Source organism: Mesobacillus selenatarsenatis SF-1, assembly GCF_000813125.1.
GTDB classification, from domain to species: Bacteria; Bacillota; Bacilli; order Bacillales; family Cytobacillaceae; genus Mesobacillus; species Mesobacillus selenatarsenatis.
In genome coordinates this window covers 25,463-46,694 of the sequence record NZ_BASE01000019.1, presented here as the reverse complement: position 1 = coordinate 46,694, position 21,232 = coordinate 25,463, and the positions used below count along the sequence as shown (strand labels likewise).

At 40.3% G+C, this 21,232-nt stretch carries 19 protein-coding genes and 1 pseudogene; 16 read left to right on the top strand and 4 right to left on the bottom strand.

Annotated features, from left to right (window positions below; genetic code table 11):
- Positions 1-325: 325 nt before the first annotated feature.
- Positions 326-556: pseudogene (locus TY49_RS25515) on the bottom strand (CBO0543 family protein); the annotation flags it as partial.
- A gap of 633 nt (positions 557-1,189) precedes the next feature.
- Between TY49_RS25515 and TY49_RS04690 the strand changes: the two are divergent.
- From TY49_RS04690 to TY49_RS04680, 3 genes are read left to right on the top strand one after another with little or no spacing between them, the layout of a single operon-like run.
- Complete coding sequence (locus TY49_RS04690; RefSeq protein ID WP_041964743.1) at positions 1,190-1,672, top strand: DUF2975 domain-containing protein; 483 nt, start codon at positions 1,190-1,192, stop codon at positions 1,670-1,672.
- A 10-nt stretch (positions 1,673-1,682) separates the two neighbouring features.
- Positions 1,683-1,898, top strand: coding sequence for a helix-turn-helix domain-containing protein (locus TY49_RS04685; protein WP_041964742.1), 216 nt, complete (start codon positions 1,683-1,685; stop codon positions 1,896-1,898).
- A gap of 52 nt (positions 1,899-1,950) precedes the next feature.
- Positions 1,951-3,198 (top strand): hypothetical protein, encoded by a 1,248-nt coding sequence (locus tag TY49_RS04680; RefSeq protein ID WP_041964741.1) that lies wholly within the window; start codon positions 1,951-1,953, stop codon positions 3,196-3,198.
- Positions 3,199-3,490: 292 nt separating this feature from the next.
- Here the strand turns inward: TY49_RS04680 and TY49_RS04675 are convergent, their stop codons facing one another.
- Complete coding sequence (locus TY49_RS04675; protein ID WP_041964740.1) at positions 3,491-3,994, bottom strand: CBO0543 family protein; 504 nt, start codon at positions 3,992-3,994, stop codon at positions 3,491-3,493.
- 304 nt (positions 3,995-4,298) lie between these two features.
- Positions 4,299-6,305 (bottom strand): methyl-accepting chemotaxis protein, encoded by a 2,007-nt coding sequence (locus tag TY49_RS04670; protein WP_041964739.1) that lies wholly within the window; start codon positions 6,303-6,305, stop codon positions 4,299-4,301.
- Positions 6,306-6,572: 267 nt separating this feature from the next.
- On the opposite strand from TY49_RS04670, the gene TY49_RS04665 reads away from it, so the two are divergent.
- Positions 6,573-8,153 carry a bifunctional metallophosphatase/5'-nucleotidase gene (locus tag TY49_RS04665; RefSeq protein WP_041964738.1) on the top strand — a complete coding sequence of 527 codons (1,581 nt, stop codon included), beginning with the start codon at positions 6,573-6,575 and terminating at the stop codon, positions 8,151-8,153.
- A 190-nt stretch (positions 8,154-8,343) separates the two neighbouring features.
- Here TY49_RS04665 and TY49_RS04660 read toward each other — a convergent pair whose 3' ends face one another.
- On the bottom strand, positions 8,344-9,150 hold the full coding sequence (locus TY49_RS04660) for a nuclease-related domain-containing protein (RefSeq protein WP_052442088.1): 807 nt from the start codon (positions 9,148-9,150) through the stop codon (positions 8,344-8,346).
- 221 nt (positions 9,151-9,371) lie between these two features.
- On the opposite strand from TY49_RS04660, the gene TY49_RS04655 reads away from it, so the two are divergent.
- The 12 genes from TY49_RS04655 (at position 9,372) to TY49_RS04600 (ending at position 20,953) form a co-directional block, all read left to right on the top strand.
- Positions 9,372-10,088, top strand: coding sequence for an endonuclease/exonuclease/phosphatase family protein (locus TY49_RS04655; protein ID WP_041964737.1), 717 nt, complete (start codon positions 9,372-9,374; stop codon positions 10,086-10,088).
- Between the two features lie 91 nt (positions 10,089-10,179).
- Positions 10,180-10,626: a hypothetical protein gene (locus TY49_RS04650; protein WP_041964736.1), complete on the top strand. Its 447-nt coding sequence runs from the start codon at positions 10,180-10,182 to the stop codon at positions 10,624-10,626.
- 166 nt (positions 10,627-10,792) lie between these two features.
- Positions 10,793-11,539, top strand: a complete 747-nt coding sequence (locus tag TY49_RS04645) for an enhanced serine sensitivity protein SseB C-terminal domain-containing protein (protein ID WP_041964735.1) — start codon at positions 10,793-10,795, stop codon at positions 11,537-11,539.
- A gap of 11 nt (positions 11,540-11,550) precedes the next feature.
- Positions 11,551-12,816 (top strand): hypothetical protein, encoded by a 1,266-nt coding sequence (locus TY49_RS25180; RefSeq protein ID WP_052442087.1) that lies wholly within the window; start codon positions 11,551-11,553, stop codon positions 12,814-12,816.
- A 9-nt stretch (positions 12,817-12,825) separates the two neighbouring features.
- Positions 12,826-13,095 (top strand): hypothetical protein, encoded by a 270-nt coding sequence (locus TY49_RS04635; protein ID WP_041964734.1) that lies wholly within the window; start codon positions 12,826-12,828, stop codon positions 13,093-13,095.
- 253 nt (positions 13,096-13,348) lie between these two features.
- Positions 13,349-13,867 carry a DUF5381 family protein gene (locus TY49_RS04630; RefSeq protein ID WP_041964733.1) on the top strand — a complete coding sequence of 173 codons (519 nt, stop codon included), beginning with the start codon at positions 13,349-13,351 and terminating at the stop codon, positions 13,865-13,867.
- A 66-nt stretch (positions 13,868-13,933) separates the two neighbouring features.
- A complete protein-coding gene (locus TY49_RS04625) occupies positions 13,934-14,461 on the top strand; it encodes a DUF5381 family protein (RefSeq protein WP_041964732.1) in 528 nt (175 codons plus the stop codon).
- 148 nt (positions 14,462-14,609) lie between these two features.
- The gene (locus tag TY49_RS04620; RefSeq protein WP_041964731.1) at positions 14,610-18,209 is read left to right on the top strand and encodes an AAA family ATPase; all 3,600 of its coding nucleotides are present in this window, start codon (positions 14,610-14,612) and stop codon (positions 18,207-18,209) included.
- Positions 18,206-18,643 carry a hypothetical protein gene (locus TY49_RS04615; RefSeq protein ID WP_041964730.1) on the top strand — a complete coding sequence of 146 codons (438 nt, stop codon included), beginning with the start codon at positions 18,206-18,208 and terminating at the stop codon, positions 18,641-18,643. Before TY49_RS04620 ends, TY49_RS04615 begins: the two co-directional genes overlap by 4 nt.
- Before the next feature lie 12 nt (positions 18,644-18,655).
- Complete coding sequence (locus TY49_RS23825) at positions 18,656-19,246, top strand: hypothetical protein (RefSeq protein WP_052442086.1); 591 nt, start codon at positions 18,656-18,658, stop codon at positions 19,244-19,246.
- A gap of 431 nt (positions 19,247-19,677) precedes the next feature.
- A complete protein-coding gene (locus TY49_RS25175; RefSeq protein ID WP_232310371.1) occupies positions 19,678-19,854 on the top strand; it encodes a hypothetical protein in 177 nt (58 codons plus the stop codon).
- A 202-nt stretch (positions 19,855-20,056) separates the two neighbouring features.
- Positions 20,057-20,953, top strand: coding sequence for a GNAT family N-acetyltransferase (locus TY49_RS04600; RefSeq protein ID WP_041964728.1), 897 nt, complete (start codon positions 20,057-20,059; stop codon positions 20,951-20,953).
- Positions 20,954-21,232 lie beyond the last annotated feature (279 nt).

Genomic DNA, 21,232 nt, shown 5'->3' with positions numbered 1-21,232 from the left:
TGCAAATGGCGTATAGTGGGATAATGGCAACTTACCTGAAGCCCTTTTTATTTCCTTTTCCGTAGTCTCTCTAAGTACATAGCCATACCGATGTATATGATTAAGAGTAAAAATATGAATAATGGAGTAGATAGTGAGTCCATCGCTTCACCTTCTATTTCAATTCGTGTAACGCTGGGTGAAAAATCAATAGGAGAACCCCGATAATGGGTGCCGACACCACGAATGCTACTAATGCATTCTTAAAGTGGATTTTAATGATGGTAAAGGTGATGAGGTTAAATAATAAAGACCACCAGCCGTTCCAGCCATTTTCATAAACAAATAGACCCTTTGCCTCAAAGAGATATTCTAAGGCAGAGAAATAGGCTACCCAGATTAATAAATATAAAAACCCTCTCACCTTGCCTTTTGGAAAATACTCAAGGTAAAGCATCAATACGACAGGGACAATGAAAAATGTGAAGGCAATCTCGATCAGCGTGTGATTTAACCAAGCTACTGTAACAGCTTTATACTTCCATAAAGTATGCTGGTAAAACAGGAAGTTATACAATAAATTACATATGATATAGAACTGGATCGTAGGGTAGTATTCTTTCCACTTTTTCCACTTAACGAATTTTTTTGCAAAAAAATATATACAACAATGACGAATAATAAATACATGTCTATAAACCTCTTCTGACTTTTACTAGAATTCTCTCCAAAAAGCATTGTTCTTAGACTCGAATGAGATACAACATGGGTCTGGCGTTTCAATAGCTGTGTGATAAAGGGACGGTTTCCCTGTCTTGGAAATCAAAGAATAGCCACTTTGAGAGACGGACGAAATATCCCGCATTTCTTTATAACAGCTAAGGGGTTCCCTTGGCTGTTTTTTGTTGATGTTCTTATTGAACAAAAAAGGAGCAGGTGAGCTCACAAGAACAGACAGAAATAAGACAGGATTGGGGTGATATGAAACTAAAGTTTGATCAAAGAAAATGACTGTGAGTACATCCTTACCAATCTGATGTATAAGCAATAAATTGAACAATAAGAAGCAATTGAGCGTTTCTTTAGATAGGGAGTGCTTTTTATTTAGGTTGAATTATAATAAAAAAATTACTGTATTTAATAAATTTTTATTGTAAAACGATAAATATTGTATTAGAATCAAAATCATAATATATAAGCGAGGTGCTTTATGGAAAAGGTTACAACGTTGTTTTTAAAAATAGCGGTTATTCTTTTAGGAGTTCCAGTTCTCGGTCTGTGCATCTTTTTGGTGCCTGAGCTGGCCAATCTTTCATCAGGATTACTTCCGGAGTTTGGTTTAATAAAATATTTTGTTTTCATCATTTTTGATGGATCGGCAATACCTTATTACTTTGCTTTGTATCAGGCTTTCAAACTCTTGCGCTATATTGATAAAAATATCTCTTTCTCTGATTTATCTATAAAGGCTTTAAAGAAAATCAAATACTCTGCAATCACAATTAGCATTTTGCATGTGCTCGTTTTGCCGCTCTTCTATATCTTTGCGGAAATAGACGATGCACCAGGAGTTATCTTTGTCGGATTGGCTGTCCCTTTTGCTTCGATGGTTATCGCAGTCTTTGCTGCTGTTCTCCAAAAACTTTTACAAGAAGCAATTGATATTAAATCAGAAAATGATTTAACGGTGTGAGGTGTAAACAATGGCAATAATAATTAATATTGACGTAATGATTGCAAAACGGAAAATGAGCGTAACAGAACTGTCGGAGAAGGTTGGGATCACAATGGCGAACCTTTCTATATTGAAAAATGGAAAGGCAAAAGCCATTCGGTTATCCACTTTAGAGGCAATCTGTAAGGCTTTGGATTGTCAGCCGGGAGATATTTTAGAATACAAAAGTGATGAAGACGTTTAATCAATGTGGAGGAAACTTGCTACACAATTAGGTTATTAGGGGAGGTAAAACTGTGGACATTAACAATTTAATTATTGAAAATATGGCTGATCCTCATGAGCTGGAGAGAATGTATAGAAAAGATCCTAAAGCCTTCAAAAAGTCATTCTCTCAGGCATGGGAACAAAATCCTGATTCTCATATTCTTCGTGTTTGGTATGAAAGATTGCATTTCAGGGAGACGGCAAATACAGAAAAATCTCTCTTTCTTCAAAAAGGTTTCTTCATAATGGGCATGCTGGCCATTTTGGCCGGAATCAGTACCAGGATCATTTTCTACTTTGTCGAACAGGAAGCAATTGCTCCAATTAACCTGGCTTTTGGTATAATCCCCTTTATTGCTGCCTATTTTGTTTACAATAATACTCCCAAAAAAAGTATTATTTATTCCCTTGCAGCGTTGTTCCTAATTACCGGGGTTTATCTTAATATGCTTCCATTAAATTATAAAGACAGTATCATACTTGTTTATTTACACGTTCCCGTATTTTTATGGGTCTTGGCAGGGCTTGCATTTACAGGAAATGAATACTCTAAAGGAAGTACAAGATTAGCCTATATTAAATTTAATTTGGAATTTGGTATTCTCTATACCAGCATGGCAGTTAGCGGAATGGTTCTAGCAGCACTAACCATGCAGTTATTTAGCTTTATTGGCCTGGATATAGAGGACTTCTATTTTAGTAATGTCGTTTTATTCGGTGCTGCTGCTCTTGCTATTGTGGCTATATACCTGGTATCAATGAATCTTAAGCTTGCTAAGAATATTACGCCATATATAGCCAAGATTTTTAGTCCTCTTGTCCTGATCACATTGTTAGTTTATCTTATAACGGTTATATGGGTCGGAAAAAATCCATTCTTGGATCGGAATTTCTTGATAGTCTTCAACGGAATTCTCCTTGGTATTTTAGCCATTACGATATTTTCCATTACGGAAAGTGAATCAGACGAGAAAAAGAACATTTCTCATTATATAAATTTCGCCTTAATTGCTCTTGCACTCATCATTGACAGTGTGGCGTTGTCAGCCATTGTTTTCAGACTTTCTACTTTGGGGGTTACGCCTAATAGAGTAGCTGTCTTAGGAGTAAACATACTTATCTGGGCCAATCTAATTTGGATCATGCTCTCCTATATGCGTTATCTGCAAAACAAATCTGGACCTTCTGATATTCAAGATGCTATTACCAAGTATTTGCCGGTCTACGGACTTTGGGCGGCTTTCGTTATATTCTTGTTTCCTGCCCTTTTCAATTAGAAAGGTATGGTAAGGTCAATCCCTAACATAAAACTTTAGAACCGATACTATGCAGCTTCATATAAAGCTGCATAGTTTTGATTTGTTTTCATTTGGAAAGTTAAAAAGAGTTGTCAATTATGCATATGGTAATCAGGAAGAAAGAGTTAAAGAATAATGGAACGGGGGAACCAATCTGAGGTTCTTATGTTGGAAGAATCGTCACTCTGTTTCATTTAAAAACCTTGATTTTGCTTTTTTGTGCTAGTTCTAATCAATAAAAAAGACCAATAAATTGGTCTTCAAAAAAGTCCTACTCACTTTTCGTGTCTGCAGTATGACCAATTTTTTCATCTAAGAAACGAATAAGTTTAATGGTTCTATTGACTAGGAAAAAAGTAAACGAAAGGACTGCAAATGTGATATAGCTGTTCCAGCCCTTGTGATACTCGACTAAATTCGTATTCTTTTCAAGCCAGCTCTCCATCAATGTCATTGGCCCACTGAAGAGAAAAACACTTAAGACCGTTTTTACTATCTGCATTTTATAGGTAAATTGATTGTACATAACACATGATAAAGGGAACAGTATGTATAGAAACACTATATTAGAGTCAAAAAACTTAGGAAAATAACGGTGAGGATATTTCACATATTTTCTTTTTATTATAGGTCCATCGATCATCGTGGATACTAAAGTTTTAATGAAAAAAATGAGAAACCAGTCTTTTGTATCACCTTTTCTCCTCAATAAAAAAAATAAACTTCCGCCAACACCAGCTAAAGTAAAAAGGTTTAATAACGTCCGGTCCTTCATAGAATACCCCCTTTTAAAAAAGACACCGAAGATAAAAGTATTATTAGGAGAAAAAACATGTGTTATACAAAAAATATTAAAAACTGCTTGAACGGGTAAAGTGATCACGGTCAGGTGGGGTTATCATTTAAAGAGACACGGGGACGGTTCCAATAGTGAATCTGCATTTTTGTGCGACAGAAGAACCGTCACGCTTTCTCGCATTAAAAAAAAGCCATACTTCTTTATGAAGTATGACTTCCTCTAGTGTATTTTACTTCTAGATTTTGGTCTTTTTATAGCTTACACCGAACGATGAAAGCCATTAAGTTTTAAACTGTTTTATCAATGCCGCTAATTTGGTGCTGGACTCATTTAGCTCTATTGCAGATTGGGTGACTGAACCTAACGCTCGTACCTGTTCATCTGTGGATGCACTAACCTGTTCAGATGAAGCAGCCGATTGTTCTGCAACGGATGCAATGCTTTGAATGGATGCGACTACATCATCTTTTAGCTCATTGATGTTTGCTACATCCGCCTTTATTGTATCAATGGAATGTACAATAGTATGAATGGTCTGGGAGATTTCATTAAAAGCAACTTCAGTATGGCTGACTGCTTCGTTTTGTAAATGAGAAATTTTAAGGGTTTGTTCCATTTCCTTCACAACAATTTTGGTTTCATTTTCTATGGAGGATATGGTGATTTTAACCTGTTGTGCCGCTTTTGCAGATTGCTCTGCCAGTTTTCGAACTTCCTCTGCCACAACGGCGAAACCTTTTCCGCTTTCTCCGGCCCTTGCTGCCTCAATACTTGCATTTAAAGCAAGTAGATTGGTCTGTTCGGAAATTTCCGTTATAGAATGTATAACCTGTTCTATTTCTTGGACTTTTGAAGCTAGCTTGTTAATGACATTGCCCACATTCTTAATGACTCCATCACTTTCTCCGGTACTATGCCTAAGGGACTTCATTTGTTCAAGTCCTTGTTGATTTGTTTTTTCCGCTTGTCTTGATAGTCCTGTCATCTGATCCATGCTTTCCTGAACTCTTTCAATTTGTAGAGACAGGCTTACAGTACGATTATTTGCTTCTTCAGAATCCTGAGCTTGCTGTGTCGCTCCTGTCGCCACCTCACCAATCGCTTTGGCCACTTCCTCACTTGCAGCGATGGTTTCTTCAGCTACTGCAGTTAAATTCGAAGCAGAATCATTGACGCTCTCTACAGAATTTTCTACAGATGTAATTAATGTACGCATATTCTCAACCATCACATTAAAGTGTTCGGTAAGCTGGCCGGTTTCATCCTTAGAATTTGCCGCTACATTAACGGTCAGGTCACCTTGAGCAACCTTCTGGACTTGGCTATTCAACAAAGTGATCGGATTGGCTATACTTCTTGCCAGGAAATAGGTAATGGCAAGACTAGCGAAAACCGTTAATGATGCTATGATCAGGATCAAATTTCTCAGCTTTTGTGCACTTGCCAATAATTCATTGGTTTCATACACCATTCCAATTTTCCAGTTTGTTTGATCCAGGGTTTGGTAAAATAGCTGTTTTTCCGTGTTACTTTCCTCATATTTTGTAAAACCAGCATTCTTTTCTTTCAATACGGAGAAATATGGTTTCTTACTTAAATCCTTGCCTTGTTCTTTCGGATGGACGAGGGCCATTCCATTACTGTCCAAAAGCAAGGAGTATCCGTTATATCCTACTGCGGTCTTATTAATCATTTCTGACAAACCCGTTAGGCTCAAATCCAATCCTACAACCCCCAGAACTTCCTTCGTTGCTGGATCTAAAACAGGTTTAACAACCGTAACCACGTATTCACCCGAACTGGCATCCAGGTACGGTTCTGTCCAAAGGGCATTATCTGGTGATTCAAGAGCAGCTGTATACCATGGCCTTCCAGTAGGATCAAAGTCAGGCGGCAAATCAATCACTGGAGTCGTTTTAAATTGTTTTGTTTCAGCCCCAACGTAAATAACAGCTACGTTTTGATTAAGTCCCATAAAATTCTCAAAATCATTACTCACAATAGGCCAAAATGCTTCAATGCCTGTTTGTTCGTTTTGCTTCACTTCTTTTAAATATTCAACTATCCGGTTATCTTTGCTGTAACGGTCAACCGTACTGCCATAAAAGTTAAGATAAAGATCAATATTGCTCTTTAAATTATTGATTTGCGATGTTGAACTGGTATTTACATTAGATAGAATTTCTTTTTTCGTTTGAAAATACGTTAGTGCCGAGACACCTATTAGCGTGATTGCAATTAGCACGCTCATTGTAAGCATAATCTTGGTTTGAATTTTCTTAAACATCCCTTTTCCCCCTAGTACCTTTTCAAAAAGAATTTCTTGTTTATTTATCGGTACAAAAGGGGGAGAATTTATAATTTTATTACTTGTAAAATAATACAGTATTTTCTCAATAAGCAATTTTATATTGGGAGACATAGGGACGGTACCGGCGTCTCACCTGTATCTCAAGATTGAATCATCTTTTTGCCAAATTAATTTTGTTTGCTGGAAAGAAAGTGGTAATTTGAATGTATTCAATCAACTGATCTATTTACCCGGAGGTTTTTTATGAAGGAGATAAAGGCAGGGACGAAGCTAGTTATCTTGGAGACAAGTGATGTTCATGGTTCTATTTTTCCGATTCATTATGGGACGAACGAGAATGTGCCACATGGACTCTCACATGCAGCGACAGTTATTAAGAAGCATCGGAAGCAGGAGGGAAATCTCCTTGTGATTGATAACGGCGATTTAATCCAGGGAACTCCGCTGGCCTATCATTATGTGAAATTTGGAGGCAATCTCCCTAATCCGATGATCAAGATCCTGAATGAGCTAGAATATGATGCGGCCGTCATCGGCAATCATGAGTTCAATTACGGAATGAAAATCCTGAATCGGGCAGTGAGCGAGTCGGATTTTCCATGGCTGTCAGCCAATATTGTTGACTCGTCAACGGGCACTCCAAAATTCGGGACTCCCTATATGGTGAAAAAGTTTGACGGTGGGGTGAAAGCAGCGGTTCTTGGGTTGACGACTCACTATATCCCGAATTGGGAAAACCCTAAACATATTCAGGTATTAAAGTTTGAGGATGCACTTGAGACCGCGAAAAAATGGGTCAATTACATACGTGAAAAGGAAAAGCCAGATATATTGATCCTTGCTTACCATGGCGGTTTTGAGCGGGACCTTGAAACGGGCAGGGAAACGGAGAACCTAACAGGGGAGAACCAGGCGTATCAGATTTGTCATGAGGTTGAAGGAATCGATCTCCTGCTTACAGGGCATCAGCATAGAAAAATAGCCGGGGAATTGAATGGTGTGACCGTCCTGCAGCCGGGATTTAACGGCAAACAAATCGGCAAGGCAACTATTTCATTCGTGAAAGATGACGGGAGATGGAAGATTGTCGATAAGATAGCCGAGATTATGGAGCTTGAAAGTGAAGAGTCGGATGAGAGCATTCTGAAACTTGTTGAAAAATATGAACAGGAAACACAGAACTGGCTTGATCAGACACTTGGAACCATTTTAGGGAACATGGAAGTCACAGACCCGTTCGACTTACGGACGAATGAACATCCCCTGATTGAGTTCATCAATAAAGTTCAGATAGAGGCAAGTGGCGCGGCTATTTCAAGTACCGCCCTGTTCCATAATGAAGCACCAGGCTTTAGCAAGCATGTAACGATGCGTGAAATTGTTTCGAATTATATATACCCCAATACGCTTACTGTGATTAGGATATCAGGGCAGGATCTGAAGGATGCTCTTGAGCGGTCGGCCAGTTATTTCATAGTCGATAAAGGTGAAATCGCTGTAAACCCAAACTTCTCTGAGCCCAAGCCGCAGCATTACAACTATGATATGTGGGAAGGTATTGACTATGTCCTCGATATTAGAAAACCAGTTGGAGAAAGAGTGGTAAAGCTCTCTCTCAATGGTCATGAAGTAAAACCGGAAGAAGAGTTTGAGGTAGTGATGAACAATTACCGCGCGGGAGGCGGAGGCGATTATACAATGTTCAAGAACAAAACCATTATAAAAGAAATCCAAACCGACATGACAGAACTCCTCGCAAACTACTTTCTCAAACATAACACCATCAAAGCAACTGTAAATCACAATTGGAAGGTGATTTGGTAAAACACTAGAACCGTGCCTCTTTTTTTAATATTATCGAGAGCGTTGAACAGTTAAAGAGGGTTTTGGATCACTATCGGATTAGTTTTACGAGACACGAAGACGGTTCTTGTGTCCCGTAAAAGTGAATGTATTAAAACTTCAGGGCAACGGAACTCCCCATTTTTCCGTTCCTATCTAATCCTCGTATAATCTACTTAACTACACTCTTCTGATGCTCATAACAGAGTATCTTCCTATTGAAGTTATTATTTGATAAACAAAAAGCTTTAACTTTATCTGAGACAGGTTTATTACAGATTGAACATGTCGCGTCTGAATCGCTATCGAGTATACTCGTCTTCAATGCTTCTTCATGTTCTCGTCTACTTGCAGGGTCTTTAATATCTGCATTTAAAAAGACATCGTAAATCATTGAAATCTCCCTCTCATTCAAGAGAGGTTCTTTGTGTTTTATCTTTAATATTGATACTTTCCGGTGAATGAATTCTGATAGCTCGATATCATAGACAATGAGTTCGTTTGATGCTATTTTTCGGTAATCCAGATCGACTTTGAATGTAGAGCGCTTAGTAAAAGAGACCATTGATATAAAGGACTCCTCGTACTTTCGATCAATCAAGGAAGCTAGTGCTTTTATATGCCCATAGTTTTGGACAAAAGGGTTCATCATTTTGAACTTTCCATTGACGGACCATGTTTTTCTGTCTTTCCCGCCGTAAATTATTCCTTGGTAGTTTTTCGTTTCTATTACAAAGATACCGTATGGCGTCAGCACCACATGGTCAATCTGTGAATATCCTGACTTTGCTTTTGGGTTCTTTATAAGCAGGTCACTCAAGTAGCGGTAATCCTTTGGCAGCTGGTCTAGCTGTATATCAATTTTGTACTCTCCAATTTCTCCTTTTCTTACGGCAACCTGTTTTGGAACGGGAGTATTCGCTTTTACAGGAGGTGCCTCTGTCTTCTGCTTCTTCAAGAAACTCAGAAATAATAACATGATCCTCTCTCCTTGCTGTTAAGTATCCTCTCTTATACTTTCGTTCTAATACCTGCTATATTTAAGTTTTAATTTGATATAATGGAAAAAATAACTAATTTTGACTTGGATGAAATGAACGATACTTTCACATAACAGGATGAATGAGAATTATAAGGTGGGAATATCGATAAAGGAACAATTATAAGTACATTTTAAAATAGTGTTGAAGGAGTTGTAATATGAAGTTAATTACATGGAATGCTTCAATGAGATTTAGGGATAAAATTGAAAGTATACTCCCATTCAATGCAGATATTTTAGTCATCCCAGAATGTGAAGCTTCAGAGAAATGGAGAGCTAGTAACCGCCTTCAAGAGATTAATCAATTCCTCTGGTTCGGTGACAATCTGAACAAGGGAATCGGAATATTAAATATTAATGATAACCTTCATATCGAATTACATCCATCCTATAACAAAGAATTTCGTTATATTATTCCTTTAATCGTTACTGGTAAGAAGAGTTTCATTCTGTTTGCAGTTTGGTCTCAACTTACCAAAAGTAGATTTGATAGTTACATAGGACAGATTTTTCTGGCTTTGAATTATTATGAGTCTTTACTGAATGAGCCATGTATAATTGCGGGTGATTGGAACAGTAGTAAAATATTTGATCATATTAAAAGGATTGGTACTCACTCGGAAGTAGTAAATCTCCTGGACAAAGTAAATGTAAGGAGTGCCTATCATCATTTTTATAATGAGGAACATGGGCTTGAAACACTGCCAACTCATTATTTTAGGAAGGACAAAGCTAGCCCATTTCATATTGATTTTATATTCGCTTCCGAATCTTTTCTTAAACAGACAAGTAAATTGGAAATTGGGTCATACGAAGAATGGATTAAGCTAAGTGACCACATGCCGATAGTCATGGAACTTAATGCAAATAGATGATATACACTTCCTTTGAAGAGTATCATCTCTTTTTTTAAAAAAAGTGTCATTATTGCTCTTGCTGTACTAAATCCCTATAGGAAGTGAACTTATGACCGAAATTCAGTTTTTGGCCTCATCGAAGCCATTTAGTATTCCTCGGGAGATGGAAGTTAATGATGGATTCTTTCTCGAACGGGGTGTGGGTTTTTTTGTGAATGATCTGGATCCGTATTGGATTGAGATCATGCAGCCATTTTTCACGATGCCATATCTCTATGAGGCAGCAGGGTTGGGGAATAAAAACTTCTGGACGTACTTAGAGCATTTTATGGAGGTAGGAGAAGTGATTGAGTTATATCATATTCCTGTACAAAACTGGTATCAGTACTCAATCCGAAAGATGATGGATCATCCTCAGCCTATCTTAAATATCGGTAGTCGTACATATGAGAATGAGTACGGCACCTTCAAGCTTAAAGAAAAGAATTGGGTAGAAGAACTTTCTCATCGGACATTAGTGACAGAGTATGGGATTACAACCATTTCAAGATATTAACGAGAGACCCCAGTTTAAGTGGAAGTACTCATTGCTTGCTAACTCTATTGGAGATAGCAAGCTTTTTTATTTTATTTTTGAGTCTTTAGACTCATATTTTTTCAAGAGGGATAATTGGATATTTGTGGAATTATATATGGGTTATGTCTAATTTTTAGGAGTGGTTATGAAAAATCCTACGAGTGAGTCTTTTGATGATTTGTTGTCTGCGGCTATTGATGAGCCTTCTAGCCGTTTTCAATTTTATAAAGCGTTGGTTAAACTTGAACTGGTCGTGATTGGGTCGATTGTGGATGATGAGACGCTGAATTTAAAGTACATCGAAGAGGATGGAGAGCTGATCTTGCCAGTTTTTACGAGCTGGGAGAAGTTCGATGCGATCATCCAATCAGAGTATCCCTATGTGAAAATCCCGGCAGAGCTGCTTTTGGAGATGGCGGGGACGGACATTCCATGGGTGTTGAATCCTTTTACTGGTTTGAGTAAAAAAATTTCAAGTGAAGAACTTGAAACGATGAAGGATGGCAGAATTCTGCACTATTTTTTCGAAAAGTTAAGTGACGAAGAGAAGAAAAGGATCCTGACTGAACAAATAGTGGAGCTTCCGGAAGGTGTGATGGAAAGGCTGCGTTCCTGCCTTAAGAATTTCCCAGCTGTAAGAAAAGCTTACCTGGTCAATATATATAACCCATCGGCTGCTGGACATCCTTTTCCTCTAGTGGCATTAGATGTGGATGACTTGGAAGAAGGCCTGACTCAAGAAGTTTTCGAAGCTATAAATCAACAGGTAGAACAGCAGATTGAAGTAATGATTCTTGATGATGCCATCCCGCTGGCCAGTTCCATTGTGGAAGACACCAGGCCGTTTTATTTCCTCGAATCAGTGGATAAATTTCGGACGATGTTTGAGTAGGAGGTTACCGAGTGTCCAAGATTAATATAAAAGTGAATCAGGTGAAGGCGGCTAACAAGGATTTGGTCAACCTATCCTCCCGGGTCGATGGGGTTGGAAACCGGATTTCGTCCGACAGGCATCAGGTTGATGGCAGGATTGCCTCCCGAAGGAGCATAGGGAGGAATTTAAATGAAGCAGCTGCAAAGGTAAGAGAGGCAGAAAAGAAACTGAAGAAAATTCATCAATTCGTTGATGTCTCCATGGATTTATATGTGAAGGCCGATAAGAAAGCGGACCGATTAAAGGAGCCAGAGAAGAAGTCAGTCTGGGATAAAATGAAAGATATGTTTGGAACAGCTAATGATGTTGTATCAGGCTTTCGCAAAGGGCTGGCTGAAGCCGTCTTTTCTACCGTTGAGGGAATTTGGAACGCCATCACCCATCCAATCGAGACCGCAAAGGGAATCGTGTATGCTATAAGCCACCCCGTGGAAACTGCGAAAAGTATCTGGAAGTCGATATCAGACTCCTGGAAAAATGACGTCATAAACGGCGATGCCAAAAGCCGATCGCAGTGGTTTGGCCGCGCCGTAGGAGAAGTCGCTCTAGCGATTATCGGAACTAAAGGTGTCGACAAGGCCGTGAAGATGGCTAAAGGGGCTAAGGTTGTGGAGGAAGCTGGGGGAGTTCGGGTTGTTAAGCCGGAGACTATTGAGAAGAAGGACGGCGGAGCAGCAGTTGAAAAACGTGTGACTCCTGAGAAGAAAGAAAGCGGAATAGTGGTTGAAAAGAAGGAGGTTTCTCAGAAGATAGACGGAAATGGGGGAATAGGAGATACTGGTTTTAAGGCAACGAGAAAATCTGAAATCTTAAGTAAGTATTCAACCGCTATTGATGATAAAGTCAAAGTTATTGAAAAAATAGATTTACCTGACTGGATCAGTGAATCATTTACTGATGGTAATTATAGAACCGTTATTACAGAGGAAAAACTTACTTTTTATAGAACTTATGGAGGTGGTGCAAAAGTTAACGGATCTTTTGTAACTACTAGTCCAGCTGGAAATAGAATAAATGCAAAAATAAATACTGCTTTAGTACCGGATTGGAAAAATTCAAGACAATATGAAGCTGTTATAGAAGTGCCAAAAGGACAAATTTTAAATATTGGCAGAGTTGAAAAGCAATACACAAAAACCGGAGCCTTACTAGAAGGTGATGGCGATCAAATATTGCTGCCTCAAGGTTGGCCATCAGATTGGATAAAGGAAACCAGAGAGGTTCCGAGTAAATAGGAGGAAACAATGGATAAGAAAAAGCAGTTAATCGAACAAATAAAAGTCGTGATAAATACTCTTGAAAAAGATTATTCATCTGAATTAAACAGTGGCATCTTACAACTTATATATAAGAGATATAAGAATGCTTTAGATATTTTAGAGAAAAATAATGACATTGAAGGAATCAATATAATAGGTGGTATAAGGGCTTATATGGATAGTTATAGTGACTATCAAAATTCATTGTTAGGTGAAATGCATAAAGCTGAAAAATTAAATAAAGAACTATTATAAAAATAGTATTATTGAAAATTAGCTTAGGGACGGTTCTCTGGGGACTCTCTTGTCCCATTCGGGAGTCCAGATAAGGTAGCAAGGGGACCTTTTGCTCTTTTTTGGTAATTATTTTGGAAGCAAAAGGTCTGTCCGGCTGCTCACTGGATCATTGAAAAAAATGAGGATGTTTTTTATATGAATCAGTGCGATAGCAGTAAAGTTGACCAATTAATCAAAGAAAATGTCATAGAGTCATTGGAAAAGGTGCAATATGGAAAATGAAATTCAAGAGAATAATATAAAAGTTTACGATGATCGAGTTGAAGTAGTCTATACCAGCGGAGGGGCAGGTTGTCTTTTGACTGCTGGCGGTATCATGTTCTTGGCATCCCTCTTCATCTTATTTTACATAGTTCCTACATCAGGGGTAGCAAGAGCATTTATAGGAGTTATAATTGGAGGCATTGGCTTTTTGTTTGTCAGCACAATGTTGATAAAAGTTTTAAGAGCTATACTCACCGGAAAGGCAGTATATACTGTACAGGATGGATATTTCAAAGGGAAGAACAAGGCAGTTCGGATTGATGAAATCACAGATATGAAATGGGCTGGAAGTTCATTGAAGTATCTGGCAATCAAAACAACAAACAAAAAGACCATCAAGTTATCTTCTTATAATCTCGTTCCCGAAGAAAAAGTGAACCAGGTGATCAATGATTATGTTATACCCAATGCGACCCCTGAGTTTAAACGGAATTGGGAAAAACGTTTTAGTAATAAAGGTGCTTAATCCTTTCAGTAATTCTAAAGCTTGTAGAGCGGTAATTTATCTCTGCAAGCTTTTTTATTGGAGACTATGTATGAAAGAGTGAATGAAGTGGAAGAACATAATATTATAATTACAGAGGGCAAAATCGAGATTGTTTACACGAATCCAGGTGCCGGCTGCATGGTGTCATCTGCGTTATTTGGTACTTTGCTTTCCGCCTTTGTTTTGTTTGTTGTAGCGCCTGATTCAGGTTACGTAAGAGGCTTTTTAAGTATCGTGATCGGACTGATCGGACTGATTTTTTCCGGCTCCATCTTACTCAAACTCATAAGTGTAATCCTTTCAGGCAAGACATTATTAACGATTGAGTCTGGATTGCTAAAAGGTTGTAAAGATAGTGTTCCGATTAATGAAATCAAAGATATCAAATGGGGCGAATCCAGCTTAAAGTACCTTGTTGTCCAAACCACAAACAAAAAGAAAATCAAATTTCCTACATATAACCTGGTAGGTGAAGAAAAGGTGAACCAGGTTATACAGGAATATCTAGTTCCACATGCGACACCTGAATTAAAGCTAAATTGGGAAAAGCGAATGGGAAATAAAGGAGCCTGATTGTAAGTCTCAAGAAACATAAAAATACGAACTTGTAAGACAGCGAATCAACCCCGCTGTCTTTTATTGTTTGGAAAATTTAATTGTAATTGTTATATATTGGTTTAAAATTATTAGTAGTAAATCATATGTAAGGTGAGGTTGGGTCATGGGTTTCCAAAGATGGCTTCGTATTTTACTGCCTGAGCTTCAATTGGTGGATTATGTGCAGGCGAAGGGATTCAGGGGCAAGAAGCAGCGGATGGGTGGACAGGCGCAGGCGATGGTTCATCCTGGTGCATTGAGAACGGAATCGGTAGGTGGCAGTCCGCAGCATGTTCCTCATTCTGCTGGTGGTGTCGGGGAAGTAGTCAAGGATGCTAAGTACGGTATGAAGCAGATGGGCTTGAATCGGTCCAATGAAGAGTTGGATACGATTTTTGCTGAGATCAAGAAGGATTTGAATAGCAAGATTTTGCGACAGGAAGCATTCATTGATGAATTGCTGGTCTCTTATAAGAAAGCCTTTTTTAAGAGAGAGAAAGGAAAGGTTCAAAATACGATCCTGCTGGCAGGACCAGCGGGAACGGGCAAATATACGACATTGCAACTGCTTGTCGATCAGCTTTATAAGAAAAAACTTGTTCCTTATAAACGGGTGGCGACGATTGACTTGCGGAATTACACTGAGGAGGACATTCACAGCAATTTTGTCCTGGACTGTTCCGCAGCCTTTGAATATGGAATTGGGACGGTTTGTTTCATAGGGTTGGAGAAGGCCAATGCTGAGGTTCTTAAGTTTGTTTCGAGGCTGGTCCAGCAAGGTTATTTCCGGACATCAAACAGTCTTATGGTTGATGCCTCCAATTATTTTCTGGTATTTTACAGTGATGTCGATTTGAAAGCGGAAGTGCACGGACAGCTTCCTGTTGAAGTAGCGAATAAAATTCCTGCTCCTATTTTGAAGGGAATACAATCCTATGCGATTTCTGCACCGCTGATGCCGGCCGATGTCGAGGCTATTTTAAGAGGAAAGCTTCAGACTGCTGCCCGCAGGCTCGAAAGCCAAACACAATTGAATGTTTCATTTGAACCTGATGTTTTTACTGGTTTGGTCGAACGGATTATGGTGACGAAGAAATATGGTGAAGCAATTGAAAGTCTGGTAGAAAAGGATTTTTATCAGGGGCTTGTCGATTTAAGATCGAGAGGAACTTTGTTGGCTGGGGACTTCGTCCAGATTCAGCTGCAGCAGGATGATTTGCTGGCAGCAAAAGGACAGCAAAGCTTCTTATTAAAATCGATTCCAATGGTGGAAGAGGAAAAAATAGAAGACCTGCTTGAAGAGCTTGACCGCTTGACTGGTTTGCATAGCGTGAAAAGAGCGATTCATGAACTGCTGGAAACGGTGAAGGCAGAAAAAATGAGGCAGGAGGCCGGGTACAAGACGGCTGGCAAGATGGCGATACATATGGTGTTCACGGGAAATCCGGGTACTGGCAAAACAACCGTGGCGCGGCTCGTCTCACGGATTTTAAAAGCGATGGGCCTGCTTTCACAAGGACAGTTGGTAGAGGCTGCAAGACAGGATCTCGTCGGAGAATACCTTGGATCGACTGCGCCTAAAACCAATGCAGCCATTGAGCGTTCCCTTGGCGGCGTACTATTCATTGATGAAGCCTACGCTTTATCAAGAGATAAACAGGATCCGTTTGGAATGGAAGCGATTGATACATTGGTAAAGGGCATGGAGGACCACAGGGACAATCTGGTGCTGGTTCTGGCAGGGTACACCAATGAGATGGAGGATTTCCTGAGAACGAATCCAGGCCTTCAATCGCGGTTCCCATATATCATCGAGTTCCCGGATTATACTTCCGAAGAGATGTATGAGATTTTGGAGGGAATGGCGAAGGCGAAAGACTTTACGATTGATCGTGGGATTAAAGAGCAGCTCCTTGAGTTGTTTGATTCCAAGCAGATTTCCGGACGGAATGATGCCGGGAATGGACGTCTTGTCCGCAATATGCTGGAGGATGCTATCCGGAAACAAGCAGTGCGACTTAACCAGGAAACTGGTGCTAAAGATTATAAGCTCATAACTGCCGGGGACTTCGGTATTGCAGAGCGGCCTCAGTTCGAGCTGGAGCCGGCATTTGAGAACATCATCGGTCTCGATAATGTGAAGGATTTTATAAGAAGCCTTGAAAAACAAATCCGTGCAAATGAAAAACGGAAAAAAGCTGGGGTCCTGACAGAACAATCACAAACTTTGAATATCGTCTTTTCCGGGAATCCAGGGACAGGTAAGACAACGATGGCCCGTATGCTTGCTGAGATGCTTAAATCGATGGGACTGTTGAAAAGAGGTCATTTGATCGAAGTGGATCGGAGCAATCTCGTGGCAGAATATATGGGTCAGACAGCCGTTAAAACTACTGAAGTCGTCCAATCTGCGTTAGGCGGAGTGCTATTTATCGATGAAGCTTACAGTCTGGTAGAAGAAGGCGTACAGGGCGGTGGATTTGGCAAAGAAGCGATCGATACCCTGGTCAGATTGATTGAAAATCATCGGAACGATCTAGTTGTGATTTTGGCAGGTTACACCGATGAAATGGAGAAGTTTTTGCGAAGCAATCCGGGGTTGGGATCGCGTTTTCCATTGAAGATTGAGTTCCCGGATTATACAGCGGAACAGCTTACGATGATAACGGTAATCCAGGCAAAAGCAAAGGGATTCAATCTCAATGTGGATGTCCAGCAAGCGTTGACTCAATTTTATGAGAAAAAACAGATTCCTGGGAAAAATGACAGCGGCAATGGGCGACTGGTGAGGAATACGCTGGAGTCGGCGATTCGGAATCAGGCGGTCAGAATCGTTGAGGCTGAGAATGTCAGCCCAGAAGAATTGAACCTATTGACCATTAATGACTTTGGGTTGCTCGACAATCAACCGAAAGTGAATGCGTTAAAAGAATTGGATGCAATCATCGGTCTTGATGAGGTGAAAACATTCGTCCGTTCGCTATCCGCGCAGATTGAAGTGGCGAATAAAAGGAAAGCGATGGGACTGCCGGATATGGGTGCCCAATCTTTGCATATGGTTTTCAAAGGCAACCCGGGAACCGGAAAAACTACGATCGCCAGGATTCTTGCCCGAATGCTGAAGGAGCTGGGGGTTATCAAGCTGGATCACATCGTGGAAACTGATCGTTCGGGACTTGTGGCTGGATATGTTGGTCAAACGGCCCTTAAAACACGAGAAGTTCTGGAAAAGGCGCTGGGCGGAATTTTGTTCATAGATGAAGCCTATGCTCTTATGGGTGACGGTCAGGACTTTGGACAGGAAGCGATAGATACAGTTGTTAAGTTAATGGATGATCACCGTGAGAATTTAATTGTGATTTTAGCAGGTTATGAGGAAGATATGGAACAGCTGCTGGATTCAAACGCAGGCTTGCGTTCAAGATTCCCGAATGTGATTACCTTCCCGGATTATTCTGTTGATGAGCTGGTAGAAATCTCTATTCGCATTCTGAAACCTAAAGGCTATGAGTTGAGTCCTGACGGTGCAGAGGCTTTAAGAGGTATATGTGCTCGAGTTGAGGGAGGAGCTTCTTCAGGTAATGGGCGTCTGGCGAGGAATATCTGTGAAGCAGCGATTCGCCAGCACGCGCTGAGATTGAGCGAAATTGATCAGCCGACTATTGAGGATTTAACGGTGCTGAAGCGTGAGGACTTTTTACAAGCCGGGGGGGTTGCAAGATGAAAAAGATCATCAAATTTGTATGGGCTTTGTTTTTTTATATTTTTCTTTTTCCAGTCACGATCCTGGTCATTGTCTTCGGGCCGCTGATGACCTTTACGGATCTCCTTGACGTTTATAAACTGGGAGCTCCAAGACTTGGGATGGGCTTAGGTGTAATCGCTTTTCTGGGCTTCATTCTGTTTTTATCGATGAAGTACCATTCCTTGAGCTGGATCTATCGCAAGTTTCCGGTGCTTCTACCATTCTTCCAGATGTGTTTCGTCAGTTTTATCGTCATGGATCTTAGCCTGACCTTCGCAAACCTCTGGGCAGACCGGATGATCATTGGGAAAACTGCGGCCATCGGCTTATCGGTGCTTACCATTTTGGTCGGAAGAGCCTTTCTATCGTATTGGTATTATAAGTACCCAATTAGCTACAAGATGGTTCGTTAAGGAGGAGCTGCGATGTTGAAAAAAACAAAGAAAGACCTTGTGCATGATACCGACAATCAAACAGGGTTCGAGGAGGAAGACCAGCAGCCGGAGGTTATCTACCACGAACATAGCCATAGAAAGTCTGTCTTCTTTGGAACTATTTTAGCGGTAGTATTGGCAATTGGCTTAAGTATGATGTCAGGAAGCTACACTTCAGAAGGAAGCGCGGAGGAAGTTGTAGCCAATCGGATCAGCAAGTCTACACTAGCGGGTGAAACCCCATTCACAGATGAAACGAACGCAGGAATCACCGCAAAAGACTTCGAGGTCACCGTCGGGGACTCGGGTGGTGACGCGAAAATGCTGATCTGGGATTTCAACAGTGAAGACAACGATGAAGTCCAGATCCTGGTGAATGGACAGCCGCTGAAAGAAAAGCTCATACTTGCCAACAATCCTGCAGCTATCTCGATTCCCGTTCCAAGTACAGTGACGGTAAAGGGATTGAAGGATCAGGGAGGCGGTATATCATATGCCGTCAAATTCCCGAACGATAAAGTGACTTACTATAATGTCGTAGGTATGAATGCGGGGAATACTTATACTGTTAGACCGTTGTAGCTAAACGATGAACTGGGAAGTACGGGGGCGTTCCCTGGGGTGGGACATGGGGACGGTTCCGATGTCCCATTAATAGCTGAAAAATGTTTAATTTTATGAGACAGGAAGACCGTCCCCGTTTTATTGCTGTATTGCCGGGAGATGCTATAGACAACATAGTTGTTGAGGCAGGGGTGGTTGGAGTGAAGGTGTTGTCGATGATTCAGCCCTGGGCGAGTCTGTTTGTCTTGGGAGAGGCTCAATATGAAACGAGGTCATGGAGTACGAAGTTTCGTGGCCCTCATGCGATTCACACCAGCAAAAAAGTCGATAAGGCGGTCTGCAGAAATGTGGCGATCAAGTCACTGCTTTCAAAGCATGGGTACTAGACCGCTGATCTTCCAACAGGCGTGATCATCGCTGTCTGTCAGCTTGAGAAATGTTTGAGGGTGATGGAAAAAAACGTGACATGGGCCGTGTTGGAGGTTGGAAGAATCGTATTTGGTAATGACTTTTTCCTCGGTGATTATAAAGTGGGAGGGTATATCTGGGAAGTCAGGAATATGAAGATGCTGGACAGCTTCATTCCGGCTAAAGGAAGGCTCGGGCTATGGGAGTATGAATTATAGAGTGACTGTTCATCGTAGGAGCATGGGGAAGTACCCTGTGCTCCTTTTGCGTTAGATGCTGAAAATCTTAAACATAAAAGCAGGATATTTTTGTGGAATAAAGAATATAGATTTTGTTATTCAAGCGTGTTTAGCCAAATACGAAATCTTGTTGTATGAAGCTGGCAAACGTCTTTTATTTTGGGGATAGGTGGGATACACCATGAAGGTCGAAGTACTAAGAACGGAGCAACTTGGTGAATTTAGAGACTACTGTAAAAAACATCGAAACGAACTGGATGATTCATTTTTGTATGATGAAGACTTAGAAGATTTTAAGGTTGATGGTGAAAATCCTACCTATATCTTAACTGATTCTACAGGGGGAATTAAGGGGGCGGCCTCTCTTATTCTGGATGAATATCATCGAAGGGGAAATAGGGCAAGATTCCGGATTTTTCACTGTGAATCACATGACGACCAGGAGTATAAAAGACTGGTCGAGGCGGTATTGAAACATACAGCGTCATTGAATCATGTGTTTTTATTTGTTCCCTTGCTCAACCAGAAACTGAAGGCAGTCATGGAGAATCTGAATTTTGACGTGGAGAGATACACCTTTTTACTGGTCAGGGAGGACTTGGAGGTTGGAGAACTGTCTATTCCAAAAGGTTTTGAGATTAGGAGTTTCAGGCCTGGCTTGGATGAAGATGCCTGGTGCCTGGTAAGGAATGCTGCCTTCTCCACGCTAAAGGGAAGTGAAACAACGATTTCACCCGAGATGGTAGCAAAAATGCCGTCAGAGTCTGATTACCTGCATGGCGGTATGATGATTCTTTATGAGAACGAACAGCCAGTTGGAGTCGTAAGAGGCGCTGACGATGAATATGAAGATTCACCTATTATGAACATCGGACCACTGGCTATTTTGCCAGAATATCAGGGGAGAGGATTAGGAAGGGTTCTCTTAAGAGCATCCATCAAGTTTTCGAAGGAAAAAGGATACAGCAGATGTGTGCTGTGTGTAAATGCGGACAATGAACAAGCGAAAGCCCTCTACCTGCAGGAAGGCTTTGAGCAGGCAGAAGGCGTAGTCTGTTATAGATATGAACTTAAGTGAAGCATGGGTCGCATTCCATGTGCATCTTTTCTAGTGCTTAAAAAGAGTGTTTCATCGTCTTATATGAGGTGAATACAATTGGACAAAAAAGCTGTTGGACAGAGATGTCTACAGCTTTTTGTTGTTCAGGGGAGCTAAGTTTGTGGGTGCAATTTTAAAACTTCACTGAAGAAAAAATATTCTGCCATTATAAGTTGTAAAAATGAACAAAGTATAATAAAATAACTTAAAAGTTAATTCATACTATTTTTATAGGAATAATATAAATATTAGTGAGGG